Raw genomic sequence first — 21,574 nt, forward strand, 5'->3', positions numbered from 1 at the left:
CAACAAACCAGGCCCTTTATTTAGTTAGATTAAGTGTATTTCGTTTAATTTCAAAGCTCTATATTTGCTTTATACAAATAGAGCAACTATGGAGAATCGCATCTATATATTCATCTTTTGGGGGATCCTTTTCTTTTTGCCGGGTGAAGGTTTTGCGATGATGACGATGACGGATGCCATAAGGAAAGAAGGGTTCGATTTTCAAAAAATAGACTGGTCTGTTTTGTACGAGAAGATTGCTGCAGATTCACAGGTGCCCGATCAGAGAGATGTACTGATGTTATTGGATTACCATCGTGATGATCCTGTAAGATGTGAGTCTTTATTGCGTCGGCTTAACGGAGGAAAAGCTTACCATTACATTGCGAACCGGATATTACCGGAACTGTCGGTACCGCAAAGAAAACGGCTTCCGGCAATGACGGTAAAAGAAGCAAAGCCGGTATATGGAGTGGAAACAGCTAAACCGCTTCCCGGTAAACTTGCCGGAGGAGAGCCTGTCATGGTAAATAGGGAAAAATCAGTAATGGAATCGGAGAAGGTGCGGCGGCAAACGGTATTGGCCGTGAAGAACAATCTGCTTTATGACTTGGCATTGGCACCCAATATAGAAGTGGAAATACCATTAGGTAAGCGTTGGTCTTTGAATACTGAATACAAATGTCCCTGGTGGCTGAACAGCAGAGAAGAGTTCTGCTATCAGCTGCTTTCGGGAGGGGTGGAAGGACGTTGCTGGTTAGGAAATCGCCGGAAACACGGCAGGCTGACAGGACATTTTCTGGGATGTTATGCAGAAGGAGGTATTTACGACTTCCAGTTTAAGGGAGATGGTTATCAGGGAAAGTATTATGCAGCCTCGGGGTTTACGTATGGATATGCGAAACAGGTAGCCCGCCATCTTTCGTTTGAGTTTAGTGTGGGAGTGGGATACTTGACAACAGAATACCGTAAGTATACTCCTTACGAAGGCTCGTTAGTCTGGACAAATAGCGGACGTTACAATTTTATCGGGCCTACCAAAGCCAAGGTATCATTGGTCTGGCTTATAACGGCAAGGAGATAGAGATGGATGAAAGATATAGGACAGTTGCTTTTTGTGCTTTTCTGCCCGTTGTTGCTGATGACGGGATGCAGCCGGCGGGAACTGCTGGATGATTATCCGGTTAGTGGAGTACGGATCGCACTAAACTGGGAAGGAGTGACAGAGAAACTACCGGAGGGAATGCAGGTTATCTTTTATCCGAAAGATGAAAGAGGTAAAAAGAAGAGTGCATATTTGTCGGTAACCGGTGGAGAGGTACCGGTACCTCCCGGACATTACTCGGTTGTGGTTTACAATTACGATACAGAAACGGTCTTGATTCGTGGAGAAGAATCTTATGAAACCATTCAGGCTTACACCAATCTCTGTAAGTTTGGGGTTGCCGGAACAGAAAAGATGGTTTGGGGGCCGGATCCGCTTTATGTGATAAACATAGATGATCTGGATGTACGAAATAGTGAGGAGACATTGACGCTGGAGTTGAAACCAAGGCTGGTAGTCAGAACTTACTCCTTTAGCATCAAGGCACAGGGGTTGAGTAATGTTTCTACTGTGATAGGGAGTGTCGGTGGGATGGCAGACCATTATTTTTTAGGAAAAGGTTATGCCATGTGTGATGCCTGTCCGATTAATATTGATCTGAACGTGAAAGCCGGAAAGATAGAAGGGGTATTTACCACTTTTGGGCTACCCGAAGTTGTTCTTAGCCGTGCCGAGACCGAACTTCCGGTGATGATGAACCTGATGATTATTAAGGTGGACAAGTCGGTGCAGGAAGTGAAGATTAATATAACGGAAGCCGTACAAGAACCTACCGGCGGTGGTGAAGGAGGAGAAGGAGATGAAACGAAACCGCCGACATTGGTTAAAGTTGAAATAGAAGACGAAATAAAAGTAGACGATGTGGAGGTACCTCCGGGTGGAGGTGGCGGCATTGGCGGTGATGTAGGAGACTGGGACGACGAAACAAATGTGGAGTTGCCCGTTGGATAAGAAAAAAGGAATACATACAGATAAAACATTAATAACTTAAAAAAACATACTATTATGAAGAAGATTTTATTCGCAGCAGTTGCTGCAATGGCAATTACGGGTTGCTCACAGAATGAAGAGATTGAAAAGGCTGCACAGCCGGTGGAAATCGGATTCAATACGGCGGTAAGTAAAACAACAAGAGCTACGACTTTAGTGAACGCAGATTTTACAAAGTTTACGACGTATGCCTATTCTACTACTGGGGCATTTGCTGATGCTACAGCTGTCAATGCGCTGATACCTGGAGCTGATTTTGAATTAAAAGAAAGCACATGGAGCAGTGGTGGCTCTGTATTCTATTGGCCGGCAACAGATCAAGTAAGTTTCTTTGCTTTTTCACCTAACACTACGGCACAGCTTTCTTGGGGGGCAGCTTCTGCTAACAAAGCGCCTACACTGACCTATACAGTGAAAGATGCCGTGAAAGACCAGGAAGATTTGGTGGTAGCAGAAGCGATGAATAAGCAAAAAGCTATAAGCGGTACCACAGAAGCGGTTGCTTTAAATTTTAAACACGCGTTGACGAAGATTGGCTTTAAAATAAAAGGAGAGGGAAGTGGTATTACTTACACTTTAAATAAAGTGGTTATTAAAGCTAAAAACAAAGGTGTGTATACTTATGGAGCTACTTCTACTACTGAGACAACATTAGGTACATGGGCTATTCCTGACGATGTTACTACTACCACAAGCTATACCATTGAACCTGCTACTGCACTTTCTATTGTAGGAGCAGATGGCGGTGGCACTGCGAACGAGACTTTGGTTGGAGCAGATTACACTGCCATGCTTATTCCTCAAGCTTTAACTGACGTTACATTCGAAATCTACTACAAAGCTGAAGCTGGTGGCGCAATGTTGCTCGATAAAACAACTACTCCGGAGGAAATTACATTTACCGAAGGAAACTGGACTGCTGGACAAAGTATTGCTTACATATTGACGTTAAAAGGCGCTGAGAAGATGGCTATTACCGGTTCAGTTGCTGATAGCTGGGATTTCACCGATACTCCTAAGTAGTATTCGTAAGCCGTTATTTATAAAAATAGCTCTGAGAGAAACCTCAGGGCTATTTTTAGGTTCATCCGAAGGATGCGTCTTGCCGACGCTTATCCTACGGGAGGGGATCCGTTACTTTGCATGCCGGCTTCATTTACGTACCGAGGTAAATGCCTTTACATGCCGAGGTAAATGCTTTTACATGCCGGGGTAAATACCTTTACATTGAAAAGAAAATTATGGTAAATATAATCTTCTGATTATCAATCCTATTGAGAAAGATATCCTGTTGCGTATTTGTCGGATGAACCTATTTTTATGCCATTTTCTTCTTTCTTAATTGTTTTTTCAAAAAAATCTCCTACATTTGTCGGCAACATAAACAAAACACAACGCGCTATGTCCGACTCCTTCTGTGGAGATAAGATGAACTGTCAGATATGTCCCAAGGCTGTTGATAATGCCATTATGCATGCTTCTCATCCGAGAGGTTTTCATCGTCCTGCCCAGAAGTGTGAAGAGAACCTGATGATTTTCCTCTTAAAAGGGGAGATATTAGTCAATAGTCAGGAATATGCCGGAACGATGTTACGTGCCGGAGAGTTTATTCTTCAAGCCATCGGATCGAAGTTGGAAGTATTGGCTATGACAGATGTAGAGTGTGTGTGTTACAGTTTTAACCAGCCGGAGCTTTTTTGTGAACAACGCTATAACTACATTATGAATGAAATTCCGGCACCGTTGATTTACTCACCTCTCAAAATTATCCCGGAGTTGCAATATTTTCTTGAAGGATCGAAAAACTATTTGAGTGAAAATAAAATTTGTCGGGAGCTGTTATCACTCAAACGGAAAGAACTTGCTTTTATTCTGGGGTATTATTATTCGGACTATGACCTGTCTTCATTGGTTCATCCGCTCTCACAATATACCAATAGCTTTCAGTATTTTGTTCTGCAAAACTATATGAGGGTGAAAACCGTAGAGGAACTGGCCCACATGGGAGGATATAGCGTGACTACATTCCGTCGCATTTTTAATACCATCTTTCACGAACCGGTCTACGAATGGATGCTGAAACGCCGTAAGGAGGGGATTATGTATGATCTTAAGTATACCGATGCCACCATTTCGGAGATTTGTTACAAATATGGTTTTGAGTCTTTGCCTCATTTCTCCAATTTTTGTAAGAAGTCGTTCGGTGCTTCGCCCCGGGCTATTCGAAAATCCAGCGGTAAGGAGTAGCTTTTAATGTTCGGGTGCTTCACTTCCCCTGACCGGCTTCATTATCTGGTATCGTAGACATCGTAAGAAATAATACTTTTCATATAAAAAAATTCCCCGCCGATGCCGGCGGGGAATTTTCCTACTTATTAATCAAATGCTAAGTTTTGCTTAGTCTTTCAGTTTTGCGATGATGAAATCGCGGTTCAAGCGGGCAATGTTGCTGATGGAGATGTTCTTCGGGCATTCTGCTTCACAAGCACGTGTGTTTGTACAGTTACCGAATCCCAGTTCATCCATTTTAGAAAGCATTGCTTTTGCACGGCGGGCAGCTTCTACTTTACCTTGTGGAAGCAGGTTCAGTTGGCTAACCTTGGCTGATACGAATAACATGGCAGAACCATTTTTACAAGCAGCTACACAAGCACCACAACCGATACATGCGGCAGCGTCCATGGCTTCGTCAGCGATGTCCTTAGAGATAAGAATGGCATTGGCATCCTGAGGAGCACCTGTGTTTACGCTTACGTAACCACCGGCCTGCATGATCTTGTCATAGGCCGTACGGTCAACCATCAAGTCGCGGATTACCGGGAAACCGGCAGAACGCCACGGCTCAACAGTGATAGTATCTCCGTCTTTGAAACGACGCATATACATCTGGCAGGTAGTAGCACCTGTTGCAGGTCCGTGTGGGTGTCCGTTGATGTAAAGAGAACACATACCGCAGATGCCTTCGCGGCAGTCGTGGTCAAATACGATAGGTTCGCCACCATCATTGATGATCTGTTCGTTCAGAATATCCAGCATCTCGAGGAATGAAGTATCGCCCGGGATATCTTTCATTTGGTATGTTTCAAAAGCACCTTTCGCTTTAGGGCTTTTCTGACGCCATACTTTCAGCGTGAATGATATATTTTTATCCATTTTTGTTTTCCTTTAATTGATTAACCGAATTATGACTTGTAGTTACGAGTCTGAACTTTCACGAATTGATAGTTCAAGTCTTCTTTGATCAATTCCGGTTCTGAATCTTCACCGGTGTATTTCCAGCATGCTACGTAAGAGAAGTTCTTATCGTCGCGCAATGCTTCGCCTTCCGGAGTCTGATATTCTGTACGGAAGTGTCCACCGCAAGATTCTTCACGGTTCAGACCGTCACGAGCCATCAACATACCTACTTCAATGAAGTCGATCAGGCGGAGGGCTTTTTCAAGTTCTACGTTCAGTTCGTTTACTTCACCCGGGATGCGAACGTTGGTCCAGAAGTCTTTTTTCACTTCCTGAATACCTGTCAGAGCTTTCTGCAGAGATTCTTTAGTACGAGCCATACCTACGAAGTCCCACATAATGTGACCCAGTTTCTTGTGGATTGAGTCAACAGAATGTTTTCCGTTTACAGCTTTAATCTTCTGGATTTTATCTTTCACTTCTTTCTCTGCTGCCGCAAATTCGGGCAGGTCTGTAGAGAAACGTGGTACCTGAATCTGGTCGGCCAGATAGTTCTGGATAGTATAAGGCAATACGAAATATCCGTCAGCCAGACCTTGCATCAATGCAGATGCACCCAGACGGTTGGCACCGTGGTCAGAGAAGTTAGCTTCACCAATAGCGAACAGGCCCGGGATAGAGGTCATCAATTCATAGTCAACCCAGATACCACCCATTGTATAGTGGATAGCAGGGAATATCATCATCGGAGTCTTGTACGGGTTCTCGTCAGTGATCTCTTCGTACATGTCGAAGAGGTTACCATAACGGGCGCGAACTACATCTTCACCCAGACGATCGATGGCATATTTGAAATCAAGGAATACGGCCAAACCGGTGTTGTTGACACCAAAACCTGCGTCACAACGTTCTTTGGCAGCACGTGAAGCTACGTCACGGGGAACAAGGTTACCAAATGCGGGGTAACGGCGTTCTAGATAGAAGTCACGGTCTTCATCAGGAATTTCAGTCGGCTTTTTAGTTCCTGCCTGCAATGCTTTGGCATCTTCAATCTTCTTTGGAACCCAGATACGACCGTCGTTACGAAGTGACTCTGACATCAATGTCAGCTTAGACTGCTTGTCACCGTGTACCGGGATACAGGTCGGGTGAATTTGGGCAAAACAAGGATTAGCAAAGTAAGCACCTTTTTTGTAGCATTGGATGGCAACAGAACCGTTGGAACCCATAGCGTTTGTAGAAAGGAAGAAAGCGTTTCCGTAACCACCTGTGCCGATAACTACAGCATGAGCGGCGAAACGTTCGATTTCACCGGTTACGAGGTTGCGGGCAATGATACCGCGTGCACGTCCTTCGATAACGACGAGGTCGAGCATTTCGTAACGAGTGTAAAGTTTAACAGTACCTTTTTGTACCTGACGGCTCAATGCTGAATAAGCGCCCAGCAATAGCTGCTGTCCGGTCTGGCCACGGGCGTAGAACGTACGGGATACCTGTGCACCACCGAATGAACGGTTATCGAGTGTGCCACCGTAATCGCGTGCGAAAGGTACACCTTGAGCTACACATTGGTCGATGATAGCGTTTGATACCTCGGCCAGACGGTAAACGTTGGCTTCACGTGCGCGGTAGTCACCACCTTTGATTGTATCGTAGAAAAGACGGTAAACCGAGTCACCATCATTCTGGTAATTTTTAGCTGCGTTGATACCACCCTGTGCTGCGATGGAGTGAGCACGACGGGGTGAATCCTGAATACAGAAATTGAATACTCTGAAACCCATTTCGCCCAGAGAAGCGGCGGCAGATGCCCCGGCAAGTCCGGTACCTACAACGATGATGTCAAGGCGACGTTTGTTGGCAGGGTTAACAAGTTTTTGATGAGCTTTATAGTTACTCCATTTTTCGGCGAGCTGGCCTTCAGGAATTTTTGAATCTATCTTAGTCATAATGCTATTTACAATTTAATCATTTACAATTTACAATTTAGCAAGCACCGCATGCCAACGATTTAACGAAGAATACGACTACTACCAGAGCAAAGCATACAACAACGATGGTTGAATAGATGTTGGAGATGCATTTCCAGCGGTTGATCCAAATCTTGTTGTTCCAGCCCAGAGATTGCATAGAGCTCCAGAAACCATGAGTCAGGTGGAACCAAAGGGCGCCCAGCCAAACGAGGTACAGCACTACGTATACGGGGTTAGAAAAAGTGTTCATGATGTGATAAACACCATCGGCAGCATAAGTTGTGTCTGCTACTCCTCCCATGTTGTGTATCAATTCCGGTAACTGCATTTTAGCCCAGAAATTAAAGAGGTGAAGGCCCAAACCTAAGATAACGATGATACCCAGCACCAGCATGTTCTGTGATGCCCATTCTACGGTTTTGGGTTTGTCAACTACGGCGTAACGTTCGCTACCACGTGCTGCGCGATTCTGGATTGTCAGCCAGAAAGCGTAGATAATGTGAATCACGAAGAGGGCAGCCAGGCCCAGCGTAGCTACCAACGCATACCAGTTTGCTCCCAGGAACTCACAAACCAGGTTGTAACCCTCAGCCGAGATGATCGCAACAAGGTTCATCGCCATGTGAAACGTTAGAAACAGGACAAGGGCGATACCGGTAACGCTCATCACCACTTTCCTTCCTACAGATGAATTACTTAACCACATAAATGATTGATTTTAAATTATTTAATTGTTAGAACTATAATTTCTGTTTTACGAGCCTTCTTTCTCATTGTGCAAAAGTACACGAAATACATTGATTAACCAAAGAATTAAAGAAATAATTCTTTAATCTGAAGTGCCTGGAGAGAACAGGATAAATAGGGCCGGTAAAATAGTAACTGATTGACTGAAAGCACTCCATGAGGAAACCTGGCAAAGGATTGTCGGTTGTGTTTATAAGTGATTTATTGTGAATCTGTTAGAAGAGTAAATTATTTGTTCTTAAGAAGTTAACCTTGATCTGTATAAAAAGAAGTTGTTTAGTGCATATTCGAACTGTTCTTTTCTTAATTTTGCATCCCAGAGAAGGAATGATCAAAAGAAACAGGCAATACCAGATTTATGATAAACACACTCACCTCTTTGCGACTTATATTTGCTTTAATGGTTTTTGGAGCACATTGTTATGTAATAGACGACTTTTTCGATCTTCATTTTTTTAAAGAAGGTTTTGTCGGTGTTAGTTTCTTTTTCGTACTAAGCGGTTTTATTATAGCATACAATTATCAAAAGAAACTAAGTGAAAGCAAAATGACCAAACGATCTTTCTGGGTAGCGCGCATAGCCCGTATTTATCCTTTGCATGTCCTGACTTTATTGATTGCTGCCGCTTTAGGAGGCTATGTAATTGCATCGGGATTTACGGATTGGAGCAAGCATTTTTTGGCTTCACTCACATTAACAAATGCCTATATACCTAAAGCTGATTACTTTTTTTCATTTAACAGTCCTTCGTGGAGCTTATGTTGCGAGCAGCTTTTTTACTTCTGTTTTCCATTTCTGGTGCCGATGGCAAAAAACTATAAGGGTTTGTTCTGTGTTTTCTTAATCTCCGCGATATTGGTTATTGTCGGTATGTATTTTACTCCGGAAAGTGATATAAAAGGATATTGGTACGTTAATCCGATTGCTCGATTTCCGGATTTTATAGTCGGCATGTTGTTGTTTCAACTGTACGACCGTTTGAAAAATAAAAACATCACATCTTTCCAAGGAAGTATTATTGAAATAATATCGATCGTCTTATTTTTGGTATTCTATCTATATGCTGCTGAAGTTCCAAAAGTATATCGGTATTCCTGTTACTATTGGCTGCCGATCGCGTTCATCCTGATCAGTTTCTCTCTGCAAAAGGGTTGGGTCTCACGTCTTTTGTCCAATCGTATTTTAGTGATTGGGGGAGAGATTAGCTTTAGCTTTTACCTGATTCATCTTTTTGTTTTGTTATCTTATGCGGAGTGGCAGAAAGAAAATAACTTTCATATAGTCTGGTACGTTTCCATTCCGATTCTATTTTGTGTCATCGTCTCGTTAAGCCTGCTCTCTTACTATTATTTTGAGAAGCCGATGAATAGGCGAATTAGAGCACTGTTAAATAAATAATTCGTGGAATAAGGGTTCTTCTCCAAATTTGGTGGTAAGTTTTCTTTTACTCATGGAATCTAATTCCGTTTTCGGAAGTGTAAGCTCTCGTTTATAGTTGACAAAAAAGCAAGTATCCCGGCTTTCCCCCGAAGAGTCCATCCATGAGGTGAAGAAGCGAATTTTAGAATAAACCATCTGAAAATCAATATCTTTAAAAAGTAAGATTTCTATCCTCAAAAGCTTTGTTTTAACACAGAGTTAAAGCTTGTTCTTTGGATGTGAATAACAAGTTCTTTAAATGCAAAAGCCTTATTATTTGCGCATAAGAACCTGACGAACTGCAAAAGGCGTTAACAATGTTAATTGAAGAAAGGTATAAGGATGAAGATACCGGTCCGGACGGCGCAAATTCACTTCTGAAACTTGAGTTATCTTATTCAGCCGGTGTCTGGTTTTTCTTATTAAAGCAAGCAAAAAGGACAATTATCAACTTGAAAATAAAGAAATAAAGAATTTACCACCAAATTTGAAGAAGAACCGGAATAACTCACCAATAAAAGCTTCATCAAGGAAGTGGATGTTTATAAAGTTTTGTGGTAATGGTTATCGTCCTGGTATATAATGGAGGGTATTGGAACAGAAGGTCTGCTTACTATGGATGCCAAATAGCGGACCGTTTCTCTTTTGCCAGGCAAAGGGCGGTTTCTATTCTGTTTTTAGAGTAGTAATTTTTTCACCTTTGGCTGCACGTGTACGAAGGGCACGCGGGGAGTCTCCAAAAGAAGCTTTGCAGAAATGTGCAAAATGTGATAAGGAATCGAAACCATAACGATTGCTGATTTCAGTGATGCGTTGTTTGGTGTGCTGGAGATCTTCCAGGATACCTTCTCTTTTCTTGCTCAGAATCCATTCGTATACCGGCACTCCATACATATTCTTAAATAAGCGGCGGAAGGTAGTAGTTGTATAGCCTCCCAAGTGTGCGAACTCTTCCACGTTTTTCACTTTTTCGTAATTTTGCATGACGAAATATTGGAAACTTTCTGTGTAACTGCTGATGGGATAAAAGAATCTACTTAATTGGGGTGACGGGTAATAGCAGGTAATCAGATACATAAGTTCCTGACATTTGAGATCGATAAACGCACCGCAAGGAATCTGTTCACTCAGGTAATCACAAATATCTTTCATGAAATTGGTAATACGTTGGGTCATTACCAAAGGCGTATAAGTTAAGGGTGATTCTGATTGTTGCAGGATTTCCTGATAATGTTGCTCACAGATCAAAGGTGGTTCGTTGAACCAGTACACTACATAATTTACATCTGTCAGTGCCAGTAATTCTAATTTGGAGCCGATGGACTGGAGGATGAATTGTCCTTCGCGTAATGCTGTGCCGGGATACTCTTCACTATTGACCAGTAACTCTCCTTGTAGTATAAACAGGATACAATTTTGTATGCATTTGTCGGCCGGAAAATGTTGCCCTTTTGGAAACGTCCGGTGAACAAGTATGCCTTCTGTAGCTTTGGGACATTGCGCACAATCTGTCTGTCTATTACATTGAGTTTCTCTGGTCATGAATTAAAGTTAGGTGTCAGGGTAAATAATACTTGGGGAACAAAGATAGGTTTTTTTTGCGAAAACTCTGTCTTTTTAATCTATCTTTGCTGCAAAATAGTAAATTAGTAGAAAAATGAAGAAATTTGTGCTTATTTGTTTTTGTGTGCTTTCTTCGATGGGAGGGTATGCTCAGAACTGGGATATCAATACGTTACATAAAATAAACAGTCTTGATGGTAAGTTTGCGAGGAATTATAGCAAGGCTTTTTCTAAATCGGCACCTTATATCGCAGTAGGTGTTCCGGTGGCGATGGCTGTATATGCAGGGATTGATAAAGATAAAGAGTTATTGAAGGATGCTATTTATATTGGGACGAGTGTAGCCGAGGCAGTTGTAATTACATATGGTATGAAATATGCTTTTGACCGTGAGCGGCCATATGACCGTTATCCGGATCGGGTGAATGCGCGCAGCCATGAATCGAGTCCTTCGTTTCCTTCCGGGCATACGGCAGCCGCCTTTTCGTTGGCTACTTCTTTGAGTATCCGTTATCCTAAGTGGTATGTGATAGCTCCATCAGCCTTTTGGGCATGTTCTGTGGGCTTTTCAAGAATGAACGAAGGTGTGCATTACCCGTCGGATGTAGCGGCAGGAGCTGTGATAGGTGCCGGTTGCGCAGTAGCCAATATTTATGTGAATCGCTGGCTCAATAAATGGTTGTTCGGTGAGAAAAAGCAGGTTACTATAAATTATTAACATAAACGGTGAATGATGGACACTCTGCCAAAAGCGTAGACTGATCATCATTCACCGTTCATAACTCTCCGTTAGAGAATCATTATTTCAATATCTTCTCGTATTCTTTGTCATTTAAGATTTCCAGTGCCCGCTCCACGCTCTTATTGGTAGCATTCATTACTTGAAAGTATTCATTCATATCCCATAAGTCACGGGCTATCAGAGCTTTTAATTGGGCCTTAATCAGTGGTAAAGCCTTGTTGTACTGCTCTTCGTTGAACTCTATCTTTTCTTTGTCGGCAGCCTCTCTCAGGAAATTCAATATCTGGTCGTCTATTTCAAACTTCTCATTGAATTTCTCAAAGGTCTTATATTTATCCAATAAAGCCTTGCGGTTATTTTCAATAAAGTTCATAGTCGTTTTGATTACTACCCCTTTGGCTACCAGGTTACGATGGTAATCAGTATACAGAGTCGTGTCAACCGGAACAAAATAATCAGGCATGATACCTCCGCCGCCATAGACGGTGCGTCCCAGCTTTTTAGTCTGGCATTTTAGTGAGTCCGGGAAGTGGATACTGTCTGCACTTACCATTTCGCCGTGATTGTAACGGTCGATAAGGTCCTGATTGTATTTATCGATACTGCTTTCGCTGCTCTTTCCTTTTCCCGGCTTCTCGTTGATGTTGCTATCATAAGGTTTCTGTATGCAACGCCCTGCAGGAGTATAATAGCGGGCTATGGTCAGGCGGATCATGGAGCCGTCGGGCAGGTCGATCGGGCGTTGAACCAATCCTTTTCCGAAAGAACGGCGTCCTACTACAACACCCCGGTCCCAATCCTGAATGGCTCCTGTTACAATTTCGCTTGCCGAGGCCGAATATTCATCTACCAATACCACCAAGCGTCCGTTACGGAAGCTTCCGTTACCTTTGGCAAAGAACTCACTGCGTTGCGCAGAACGTCCTTCCGTGTAAACAATCAGTTCTTTTTGTCCCAAAAACTCATTTGCCAGGTCGATGGCAGCGTTCAGGTAACCTCCTCCATTGCCTTGCAGGTCTAAAATCAAGTCTTTCATTCCTTTCTTCTGTAACTCTTTCAGGGCTTTCAGAAACTCTTCTGCAGTGGTTGCTCCGAAACGGTTGATACGGATGTATCCCGTTTTGGGTTGGATCATATAAGCAGCGTCCAGACTGAGGATGGGGATTTTATCCCTTTTTACGTTGAATAAAAGTGGTTCTTTCACACCTCTTCGGATAATGGTCAGATTTACTTTCGAGTCTTTGGGGCCCCGCAGACGTCCCATGATTTCCTCTGTGCTCATTTTGACTCCTGCGATGGCAGTATCGTTAACTGCGATGATGCGGTCTCCTGCCAGAATACCCACTTTTTCGGAAGGGCCATTGCTCACCGGTTGTACAATGAGTAGCGTATCTTCAATCATCTGGAATTGTACCCCTATTCCTTCAAAGTTACCTTGGAGAGGTTCGTTCATTTTCTTAACCTCTTCGGCATCCGAATAGGTGGAATGAGGATCGAGTTGTGCCAGCATTTCGATAATGGCCGATTCAACGAGTTTGTTTTCATTGACCGTATCTACATATAAATTAGAGATGGCGAACTCTGCCAGTTGCAATTTTCGCATGGCAGGTGAGCCGAAGTTTTGTGCCTGTAATCCTAAAACGGAACACAAGCCGATAAGCAGGTATATTATTTTTTTCATGATCACATGGATTTATTACATTTCCATCCCTTCGGGAATAAACATACTGATATCTTTATTATAGCCCAGCAGTTCGCGTACAATGGTAGAACTGACACAAGTGAGTTCCGGTTCGGTAAACAGCAGAATGGTTTCGATTCCTGCCAGTTTCCGATTGATATCGGCAATGGTTTCTTCGTATTCGAAATCTTTCACGGTACGGATGCCACGGACGATAAATCGGGCATCTACCTGACGGGCAAAATCAATAGTCAGGCAATCGTAAGATTCAACCCTGATCCGGGGTTCGTCTTTATAAAACTTACGAATCATTTCCACACGTTTCTCTATCGGAAAATACGTATTTTTATTTTCGTTGATACCGATACCGATGACAACTTCATCCATAAATGTCAGGGTTCGTTGTACAACAGAATAGTGTCCGATAGTAAACGGGTCGAACGTTCCCGGAAAGATGGCTCTTCTCATGTCTATGCGATATCTTCTTCTATAACCAGATTGTCAATAATAAAGTTTTGCCGTTCCATTGTATTCTTACCCATGTAGAATTCAAGCAGTTCTTTTACCGTGTCTGTTTTGCGCAGTGACACTTGTTCAAGACGCATGTCTTTACCGATAAAGTGTTTGAATTCGTCGGGCGAGATTTCTCCCAGACCTTTAAACCGGGTGATTTCCGGATTCGGGCTAAGTTCTTTGATGGCATTCACCCGCTCTTCTTCGGTATAGCAATAGAGTGTTTTCTTTTTGTTGCGTACGCGGAAAAGAGGGGTCTGAAGGATGTATACATGTCCTTTCTTGATCAGATCGGGGAAGAACTGGAGGAAGAAAGTGATCAGCAGCAAGCGGATGTGCATACCGTCCACATCGGCATCGGTCGCTACAATCACTTTATTATAACGCAATCCCTCTATGCCGTCTTCTATGTTCAATGCGGCCTGCAGCAGATTGAATTCTTCGTTTTCGTAAACCACTTTCTTGGTCAGGCCGAAAGAATTGAGTGGTTTACCACGGAGGCTGAATACAGCTTGTGTGTTTACATCCCGGCTTTTGGTGATGGAACCGCTTGCCGAGTCACCCTCGGTGATGAAGATGCACGATTCCTCTTCCAGCCCTTTGCCTTTCACATCGTTCAGGTGGATACGGCAATCACGCAGTTTCCGGTTGTGCAGATTGGCTTTCTTAGCACGTTCACGTGCCAGTTTCGTAACTCCGGCAATAGCCTTGCGTTCTTTTTCCGAATCCTGTATCTTTTGTAACATGATTTCGGCTACATCTGCATGCTTGTGGAGGAAATTGTCTACCTCTTGTTTTACAAAGTCGCCAACGAACTTGTTTACAGTAACGCCACCCGGCGACATGTTGGTAGAGCCGAGTTTAATTTTAGTCTGACTCTCGAACATGGGTTCTTCCACATTGACAGCAATGGCGGCTACCAATCCGTTACGGATGTCGGTATAGTCCTGGTTCTTATTATAGAATTCCTTGATAGTGCGGGCAATGTGTTCTTTGAACGCACTTTGATGGGTACCTCCCTGAGTGGTGTGCTGTCCATTGACGAATGAATAGTACTCTTCGCCATATTGTCCTGTATGGGTAAAAGCGATTTCGATATCCTCTCCCTTGAGGTGGACGATGGGGTAGAGTCCGGTAGCTGTCATATTATCATTCAGCAAATCGACCAGACCGTTACGCGAAAGAATCCGCTGCCCGTTATAGATAATGGCCAACCCGGTGTTCAGGTAGGTATAATTGCGGAGCATCGTCTCGATAAATTCGGGACGGAAAGTATAATTCAGAAATAAAGTATTATCGGGTTCGAAGAAGATGTAAGTACCGTTTTCTTCCTCGGTATCCTCGGTGTGATCTGTTATCAACTCACCTTTGGTAAAGGTGGCGCAGCGCACTTTACCATCCCGGTAACTACGTACTTCGAAGTTTGAGCTCAAGGCATTGACAGCTTTCACGCCGACACCGTTCAGTCCGACACTCTTCTTGAATGCTTTGCTGTCATACTTACCACCGGTGTTCAGCACACTGACTGCTTCTACCAGTTTTCCCTGTGGGATACCACGGCCGTAGTCGCGTACGCTGACACGAAGATTCTCTTCAATTCTGATTTCAATCTTCTTGCCGGATTGCATTTTGAACTCGTCGATACTGTTGTCAATAACTTCTTTCAGAAGGACATAAATTCCGTCTTCGGGATGCGAACCGTCGCCCAGCTTACCGATGTACATACCCGGACGGGTGCGCACATGTTCCATGTCGCTCAGGTGGCGGATGTTGTCGTCTGTATATTCTACAGGGTTGTTGTCTACAGGTATCAGTTCGTTCTCTTCCATTGTTTTTAGTCTATCTTCTTAGTAAACGCACGACGTCGTTTATGTTGTTCGGTTTTAAAGTATTCCCATTGTGCCTGAACTTTTCCGTTCATTTCCAGTTCGGGGTTGCTTTCTGCAAAGATAAAACCTAATTTTTGATAAACCGGAATTAAATCGGAAAATAACAAAGCGTTAACACCTTTGTTCTGGTACTCCGGTTTTACGGCTACAAGCAGCAAGTCAAGCATTTTGGCCCGTCGTTTCATAAATAATGCCTTCAGCAGATAATACCATCCGAGGGGGAGTAATCGTCCGTGTGATTTCTGCAATGCTTCTGAAAGTGAAGGCATTGAAATTCCTACGGCGATCAGTTTGTCTTCCGCATCGGTAATCAGGGTCACCATCCGCAGGTCGACAATCGGGAGATACATTTTTACGTATTGGTCAATCTGGCGTTGGGAGAGGGGAGAGTAGCCATACAGCGGGCTGTAAGCTTCGTTCATCAATTCGAAGATGGCTTGTCCGTAATCGGCTGCGATCTTTCTGGATGAAGTGTATTTCTTTACCTTGAGGTTATATTTACGTTGGATAAGATCGGATATGCGCTGATGTTTTTCGGGAATGGCATCGGGAATGAAGATTTTATATTCCACCCAATCGGCGTCTTTGTCGAATCCCAGTTTCTCCATATGTTGCGGATAGTAGGGATAGTTATAGATCGTGGCCATGGTGCTGAGTTGGTCGAACCCTTCGATCAGCATGCCTTCTGCGTCGAAATCGGTAAATCCGAGGGGACCCTGAATATTTTCCATTCCTTTGGACTTGCCCCATTCTTCTACGGTTTGCAAGAGTTTCGAAGATACTTCGAGGTCGTCGATGAAATCGATCCAACCGAAACGGACATCTTTCTTGTTCCAGGTGGCATTGGCACGGTGGTTGATGATACCTGCGATGCGCCCTACGATTTTCCCGTCTTTATAAGCCAGAAAGTATTCGGCTTCACAAAATTCGAAAGCCGCGTTTTTCTTCTTATTGAATGTGTTCAGCATGTCGTCGTAGAGGTCAGGTACGGAATAGGGATTCTCTTTGTATAATTCGTAATTAAAACGAATGAATTTCTTAAGTTCTCTTTTCGTCGATACCTTTTTAATTGTAATGGCCATAACTTGTATTTATGATGAGGCAGCAAAGATACGTGATAATCTTTAAATTACCACGTACAGAAACTAAAAACTGTGTGCCTCAATGTTTTCAGATCTGATAGATAAGATAGGTTGTATAGGCTATATAGCACAAGACCAGAATGCTTCCTTCGATCCGTGTGATGGTGCGTTTGGCGAAGAATAATCCGAAAAACCAGAGCAGGATGCCTGATCCGACCAACGTGAAAAGATCGAAATTATTGATGCCTGCCAACTGTAAGGGGGTGATGGAGGCACTGCACCCCAACACAAAGAAGATATTGAACAGATTGCTGCCTATGACGTTGCCGATGGCTATTTCGGGATTCTTTTTCAAGGCAGCCACAATGGAGGTAGCCAGTTCGGGCAGGGAAGTGCCTCCGGCTACGAGTGTGAGTCCGATAACGGATTCGCTGACACCCAGATTACGGGCGATGTTACTTGCTCCTTCTACAAACCACTGTCCTCCGAAGATAAGTCCGCCTAATCCGCCCAGAATAAAAAGTACGGATTTCCACATCGGGAGACTTTTGATTTCTTCTTCCGGTGGCTGGGCGTCGTTCGTATTACGAGAAGCTATGGCAAATGTGTAGCCCAGAAAGATAGTGAAGAAGCAGAGCAGAATCAATCCGTCTGAAATACTTAATGTATTACGGGGAGCTTTGTCCAGAAAGACATCGTTGGCACATATCAGCAGAACAATGGAAGAAAGAATACACAAGGGAATTTCTTTTCTCAAGGTGTTCCGGGTGATTACAATGGGAGCGAAGAGGGCTGTGCAACCCACGATCATCAGGGTATTGAAAATGTTGCTTCCCACAACGTTGCCGACAGCGATGTCCGCACTGCCTTTCAAGGCGGATGATACACTTACCGTCAGTTCCGGTGCCGATGTCCCGAAAGCTACAATGGTCAGTCCGATCACAATGGAAGGAATATGGAAACGTTTGGCTACGGACGCAGCTCCATCCGTCAGGCAGTTGGCGCCCACTAAAATAAGGAGTAATCCTCCGATAAGTAGTAATATATCCATGTTGATACCTTAAATTACTGATTCGGGTGCAAATATAGTGATTTCACTCTATGCTATGTCAAAAACAATCTGTATGTTTGGCACGTTTATCCATTTTAGTGACAATGACTATATGAGTTTTTGATATGAAGAAGAACAGATTATTCAGCCTTTTGTTGTTTCTGTTAGTGGCCAACAGTATGTTTGCCCAGTTAGGGAAAGCGGTCCGGGAGATACTGACCGGCGACAGTGCCGTTACCCATACCACGGTCCGGAATGATTCGGATTCCATACGGATGGCAAATATGAAAAGGGAGTTGGAAGAGGCACGTCTGAATGAAGCCAATATGCGTATGGAAATGGAGCAGTTGAGGTTGAAGGCCTTTGCTGCCGATTCTGTGAAGCTGGCACAGCAGAAAGCACGCATCGACTCGCTCCGTCAGTTCACTCCGGGCGTACCGGTGGTGGTTGAGGGTGATACGTTGTTTTATCTCTACACCAAACGTGGAGGATATACTCCGTTGCAGAGGGCTGAAATGATTGACGCGGCCATTACCCAATTGGGTAGACGGTTTACGCTGCATCCCGATTCGGTATATATAGAGAGCAGTGATATAGTGTCCGATTTGATGTATGGCAATAAGGTCATTGCTTCGTTTACCGACCAGGACGGGTTGTGGGAAGGACGTTCCCGTGAGCAACTGGCGGCAGATAAGCGTATCGTGGTGGTGAAGAAGCTGAAGGAACTGAAAGAGGAACACAGCTTCTGGCAATTGGGTAAACGGATTCTCTATTTCGTTTTAGTATTGGTGGGGCAATATCTCTTGTTCCGGCTTACTACCTGGCTTTTCCGTAAGCTGAAAGTACGTATCCAGAAGCTGAAGGACACAAAGTTGAAACCCATTTCCATTCAGGACTATGAACTGCTGGACACACAACGGCAGGTTAATTTGCTGATCTTCCTTTCCAACCTGTTGCGTTACGTGCTGGTGTTTCTCCAGTTGTTGATTACTGTTCCGCTTCTATTTGTTATTTTTCCGCAGACCAAGGGGTTGGCCGACACGATCTTTTCGTATATCTGGAATCCGGTGAAGGATATTTTGGTAGGCATCGTCGATTATATTCCCAATCTGTTCACCATCTTTATTATCTGGTATGCTATTAAATATCTGGTGCGTTTTGTCCACTATCTGTCCCGTGAGATTGAAGCCGGGCGGCTTAAGTTCGGCGGTTTTTATCCCGACTGGGCAATGCCTACTTTCCATATTATCCGCTTTTTGCTTTATGCATTTATGATTGCGATGATTTATCCTTATTTGCCGGGATCCAGAAGCGGGGTGTTTCAGGGAATATCGGTCTTCGTCGGATTGATCGTTTCGTTGGGGTCCAGTACGGTGATTGGTAATATCATTGCGGGACTCGTCATTACCTATATGCGTCCTTTCAAGTTAGGGGACCGCATCCAGCTGAATGATACTACCGGAAACGTGATAGAGAAAACACCTTTGGTGACCAGGATCAGGACACCGAAGAATGAAGTGGTGACAATCCCCAACTCGTTTATCATGTCGTCTCATACGGTGAACTATAGCTCTTCGGCGCGCGAATACGGATTGATTATTCACTCTGAGGTGACCATTGGTTACGATGCTCCCTGGCGTCAGGTGCACCAGTTGCTGATAGAAGCCGCCTTGAATACTCCCGGAGTGATTGATGATCCTCGTCCGTTTGTACTTGAAACGTCATTAAGCGACTGGTATCCGGTTTATCAGATCAATGCTTATATTCGCGAGGCGGATAAGCTGGCGCAAATTTATTCGGATCTGCATCAGAACATTCAGGATCGTTTTAATGAAGCGGGCGTCGAAATCATGTCACCTCACTATATGGCTATGCGTGACGGCAACGAGTCTACCATTCCGAAAGATGATCTGAGACCTAAAACCGATAAACAGTAGTAAGCGGATGAGTCAAAAACTCACACCACGGAGGATCCCAAACGGTTAAGTTGCCGGTTAATTAAGAATAAATACTTTATGGCACACTCTATGTCTTTTATCGTAAGAAATAAGTTTTCGTCCTGTTTTTTTGCTTTCTCAAACGATTGTTCCTATCTTTACGGAAATTAAAAAGAAGAATCCCGCCCGCTTGGTCAGTATCTGGATAGATCCTCTAAAAAAAGGCAGAAATCAAGATAAGTAAAAATCAAGACATAACACCATTAGAAACCGCTATCCGTAGCGGTTTTCTTTTTATACAAAATCTGGAAATTTGAAAATCGTCGTCCAGAGGGCGATATACCGTCGTCACGATCTCAACAAAACATCGTCTCGATGACAAAAAATCGTCGTCGTGATCTCAATTTTTCGGAGGGTAAACGCCCTTAAATCGATTTTGGTAATTATAGAATACGTTTTATAGGTTGTTGATTTGTTTTTGAATGTTGACAAATAGAACCTCTCAGAGAGTTGGTTCTCCGATTCATTGCAGAGTGAAGAAGCAGGAGTACTACAGAGCTTTCAGGTTCTGATTTACTATAGAGGATATAGAGACTGATTCTATCTTATATATTCCTAAAGATTAAAACTCAGTGTCAGTTTGCGTAATTGGCTCCTGTGTCCCATAAAACAGAGCCGGCTCTTTCGTCGCGAAGAAGCCGGCTCTTTGAAAGTTGTGTATTTTTCAAGAGAGAGTGATTTATTTCTTTCGGGTCACTGTATAGAGTATATTCCCTTTTTTATCGATCATACGTAAGTTCAATTCCTTTTTATCGGCAGAACATACAGAAAAGCCCGGTTCGGGACTACAGAATTGAGTACCTTCAACCGGTTTCACCTTACGCGCCAGCGATCCGGCAGAGTTTACGATATAGTCGGTATCACTGCCCGGTACACGGATATGCTGGAAGTTGTGAATGTGTCCGCAGATGTACATATCTACCTTATGCTTCCTCAAGATAGGGTCGAGCCGTTTTTGCAAATCACCGCGTTCACTCTGGTCTTTCGGTGTTTCGGCATAGATAGGATGATGGCCGGCAACGATTACCCAGTCCTCTTTGGCTGCAGTCAGCACAGAATCCAGCCAAGCCAGTTGTCCGTTCATATCCTGCCGGCAGGCATCGGGATAAGTTTCGGTTTCGTTGCGGTATTTGTCGATCAGGGGAGCGGTATCTATCCAGACAATGCGGATGGTGGCACTTTTTTCTTCAAACGTCTTGGTGTAATAACGTGCAGGCATGGTCCAGCGGCGGCTCACCCGGCTGTAGTCCAGTACAGCCTGGGTATTACCCCGGTATTCGTGGTTTCCCAACACAGGATACCAGTCGATCATCAGCTCCGGATGACTGTAGATCAGCTCAAAGTTGGTCATCCAAAGCGGGTCGTCCACGCTGCGTACTCCTTCGAAGTGATGGACGTCTCCGGGAGCCAGTACAAATTCAGGGCCTATTTCCTCGCCCATAGTTCCCATTAATTCGGCGATTGGTTTCTGGTCGTAGTAGCCGTTACGTCCCAGATCGTTGGCAATATAGAAGTTAAACTTCTTGTCGAATATAGAGTAGTCCCTGATCTGGGCTGAGGCTATCGCCCCGATGAAGATAAATAGAAGTGTCAGTAAGTTCTTTAATTTCATAAATATGGTTTTTTATATTGATTATTAATGAATTGAATACGTTTTTTCATCAG

17 protein-coding genes are annotated in these 21,574 nt (G+C 43.7%); 7 read left to right on the forward strand and 10 right to left on the reverse strand.

Annotation, left to right across the window (positions count from 1 at the left end):
* Window positions 1-88: 88 nt before the first annotated feature.
* The 4 genes from KO473_RS05955 (at window position 89) to KO473_RS05970 (ending at window position 4,321) form a co-directional block, all read left to right on the forward strand.
* Window positions 89-1,063 carry a DUF3575 domain-containing protein gene (locus KO473_RS05955; RefSeq protein WP_022012568.1) on the forward strand — a complete coding sequence of 325 codons (975 nt, stop codon included), beginning with the start codon at window positions 89-91 and terminating at the stop codon, window positions 1,061-1,063.
* A gap of 6 nt (window positions 1,064-1,069) precedes the next feature.
* Window positions 1,070-2,035 (forward strand): DUF5119 domain-containing protein, encoded by a 966-nt coding sequence (locus tag KO473_RS05960; protein ID WP_005822476.1) that lies wholly within the window; start codon window positions 1,070-1,072, stop codon window positions 2,033-2,035.
* Between the two features lie 87 nt (window positions 2,036-2,122).
* Window positions 2,123-3,097: a fimbrillin family protein gene (locus KO473_RS05965; RefSeq protein ID WP_232303472.1), complete on the forward strand. Its 975-nt coding sequence runs from the start codon at window positions 2,123-2,125 to the stop codon at window positions 3,095-3,097.
* Window positions 3,098-3,475: 378 nt separating this feature from the next.
* Entirely contained in the window at window positions 3,476-4,321 is an 846-nt protein-coding gene (locus KO473_RS05970; protein WP_005822475.1) for an AraC family transcriptional regulator, read from the forward strand.
* Window positions 4,322-4,471: 150 nt separating this feature from the next.
* Here the strand turns inward: KO473_RS05970 and KO473_RS05975 are convergent, their stop codons facing one another.
* From KO473_RS05975 to KO473_RS05985, 3 genes are read right to left on the reverse strand one after another with little or no spacing between them, the layout of a single operon-like run.
* The gene (locus KO473_RS05975) at window positions 4,472-5,227 is read right to left on the reverse strand and encodes a succinate dehydrogenase/fumarate reductase iron-sulfur subunit (protein ID WP_005782917.1); all 756 of its coding nucleotides are present in this window, start codon (window positions 5,225-5,227) and stop codon (window positions 4,472-4,474) included.
* A 29-nt stretch (window positions 5,228-5,256) separates the two neighbouring features.
* The gene (locus KO473_RS05980) at window positions 5,257-7,200 is read right to left on the reverse strand and encodes a fumarate reductase/succinate dehydrogenase flavoprotein subunit (RefSeq protein ID WP_005782919.1); all 1,944 of its coding nucleotides are present in this window, start codon (window positions 7,198-7,200) and stop codon (window positions 5,257-5,259) included.
* Between the two features lie 37 nt (window positions 7,201-7,237).
* Window positions 7,238-7,930 carry a succinate dehydrogenase/fumarate reductase cytochrome b subunit gene (locus tag KO473_RS05985; RefSeq protein ID WP_005782920.1) on the reverse strand — a complete coding sequence of 231 codons (693 nt, stop codon included), beginning with the start codon at window positions 7,928-7,930 and terminating at the stop codon, window positions 7,238-7,240.
* A gap of 399 nt (window positions 7,931-8,329) precedes the next feature.
* Between KO473_RS05985 and KO473_RS05990 the strand changes: the two genes are divergently transcribed.
* The gene (locus KO473_RS05990) at window positions 8,330-9,370 is read left to right on the forward strand and encodes an acyltransferase (RefSeq protein WP_005782922.1); all 1,041 of its coding nucleotides are present in this window, start codon (window positions 8,330-8,332) and stop codon (window positions 9,368-9,370) included.
* Window positions 9,371-10,057: 687 nt separating this feature from the next.
* Here KO473_RS05990 and KO473_RS05995 read toward each other — a convergent pair.
* A complete protein-coding gene (locus tag KO473_RS05995; protein WP_122130103.1) occupies window positions 10,058-10,933 on the reverse strand; it encodes a helix-turn-helix transcriptional regulator in 876 nt (291 codons plus the stop codon).
* Between the two features lie 115 nt (window positions 10,934-11,048).
* On the opposite strand from KO473_RS05995, the gene KO473_RS06000 reads away from it, so the two are divergent.
* Entirely contained in the window at window positions 11,049-11,672 is a 624-nt protein-coding gene (locus KO473_RS06000) for a phosphatase PAP2 family protein (RefSeq protein WP_005782927.1), read from the forward strand.
* An 82-nt stretch (window positions 11,673-11,754) separates the two neighbouring features.
* On the opposite strand, the gene KO473_RS06005 is transcribed toward KO473_RS06000, so the two are convergent.
* From KO473_RS06005 to KO473_RS06025, 5 genes are all read right to left on the reverse strand, one after another.
* Window positions 11,755-13,377, reverse strand: a complete 1,623-nt coding sequence (locus KO473_RS06005; protein WP_005822473.1) for a S41 family peptidase — start codon at window positions 13,375-13,377, stop codon at window positions 11,755-11,757.
* 15 nt (window positions 13,378-13,392) lie between these two features.
* The gene (coaD, locus tag KO473_RS06010) at window positions 13,393-13,845 is read right to left on the reverse strand and encodes a pantetheine-phosphate adenylyltransferase (protein ID WP_005812543.1); all 453 of its coding nucleotides are present in this window, start codon (window positions 13,843-13,845) and stop codon (window positions 13,393-13,395) included.
* A gap of 2 nt (window positions 13,846-13,847) precedes the next feature.
* Entirely contained in the window at window positions 13,848-15,719 is a 1,872-nt protein-coding gene (locus tag KO473_RS06015; RefSeq protein ID WP_005782933.1) for a DNA topoisomerase IV subunit B, read from the reverse strand.
* A 5-nt stretch (window positions 15,720-15,724) separates the two neighbouring features.
* Window positions 15,725-16,861: a hypothetical protein gene (locus KO473_RS06020; RefSeq protein ID WP_032540912.1), complete on the reverse strand. Its 1,137-nt coding sequence runs from the start codon at window positions 16,859-16,861 to the stop codon at window positions 15,725-15,727.
* A gap of 88 nt (window positions 16,862-16,949) precedes the next feature.
* Entirely contained in the window at window positions 16,950-17,912 is a 963-nt protein-coding gene (locus KO473_RS06025) for a calcium/sodium antiporter (protein ID WP_005782936.1), read from the reverse strand.
* 125 nt (window positions 17,913-18,037) lie between these two features.
* Between KO473_RS06025 and KO473_RS06030 the strand changes: the two genes are divergently transcribed.
* Window positions 18,038-19,849 (forward strand): mechanosensitive ion channel family protein, encoded by a 1,812-nt coding sequence (locus KO473_RS06030; protein ID WP_005822472.1) that lies wholly within the window; start codon window positions 18,038-18,040, stop codon window positions 19,847-19,849.
* A gap of 739 nt (window positions 19,850-20,588) precedes the next feature.
* On the opposite strand, the gene KO473_RS06035 is transcribed toward KO473_RS06030, so the two are convergent.
* Window positions 20,589-21,521 carry a metallophosphoesterase gene (locus KO473_RS06035; RefSeq protein ID WP_122130102.1) on the reverse strand — a complete coding sequence of 311 codons (933 nt, stop codon included), beginning with the start codon at window positions 21,519-21,521 and terminating at the stop codon, window positions 20,589-20,591.
* Window positions 21,522-21,574: the final 53 nt, after the last annotated feature.

It is taken from the genome of Bacteroides sp. HF-4919 (genome assembly GCF_018860125.1).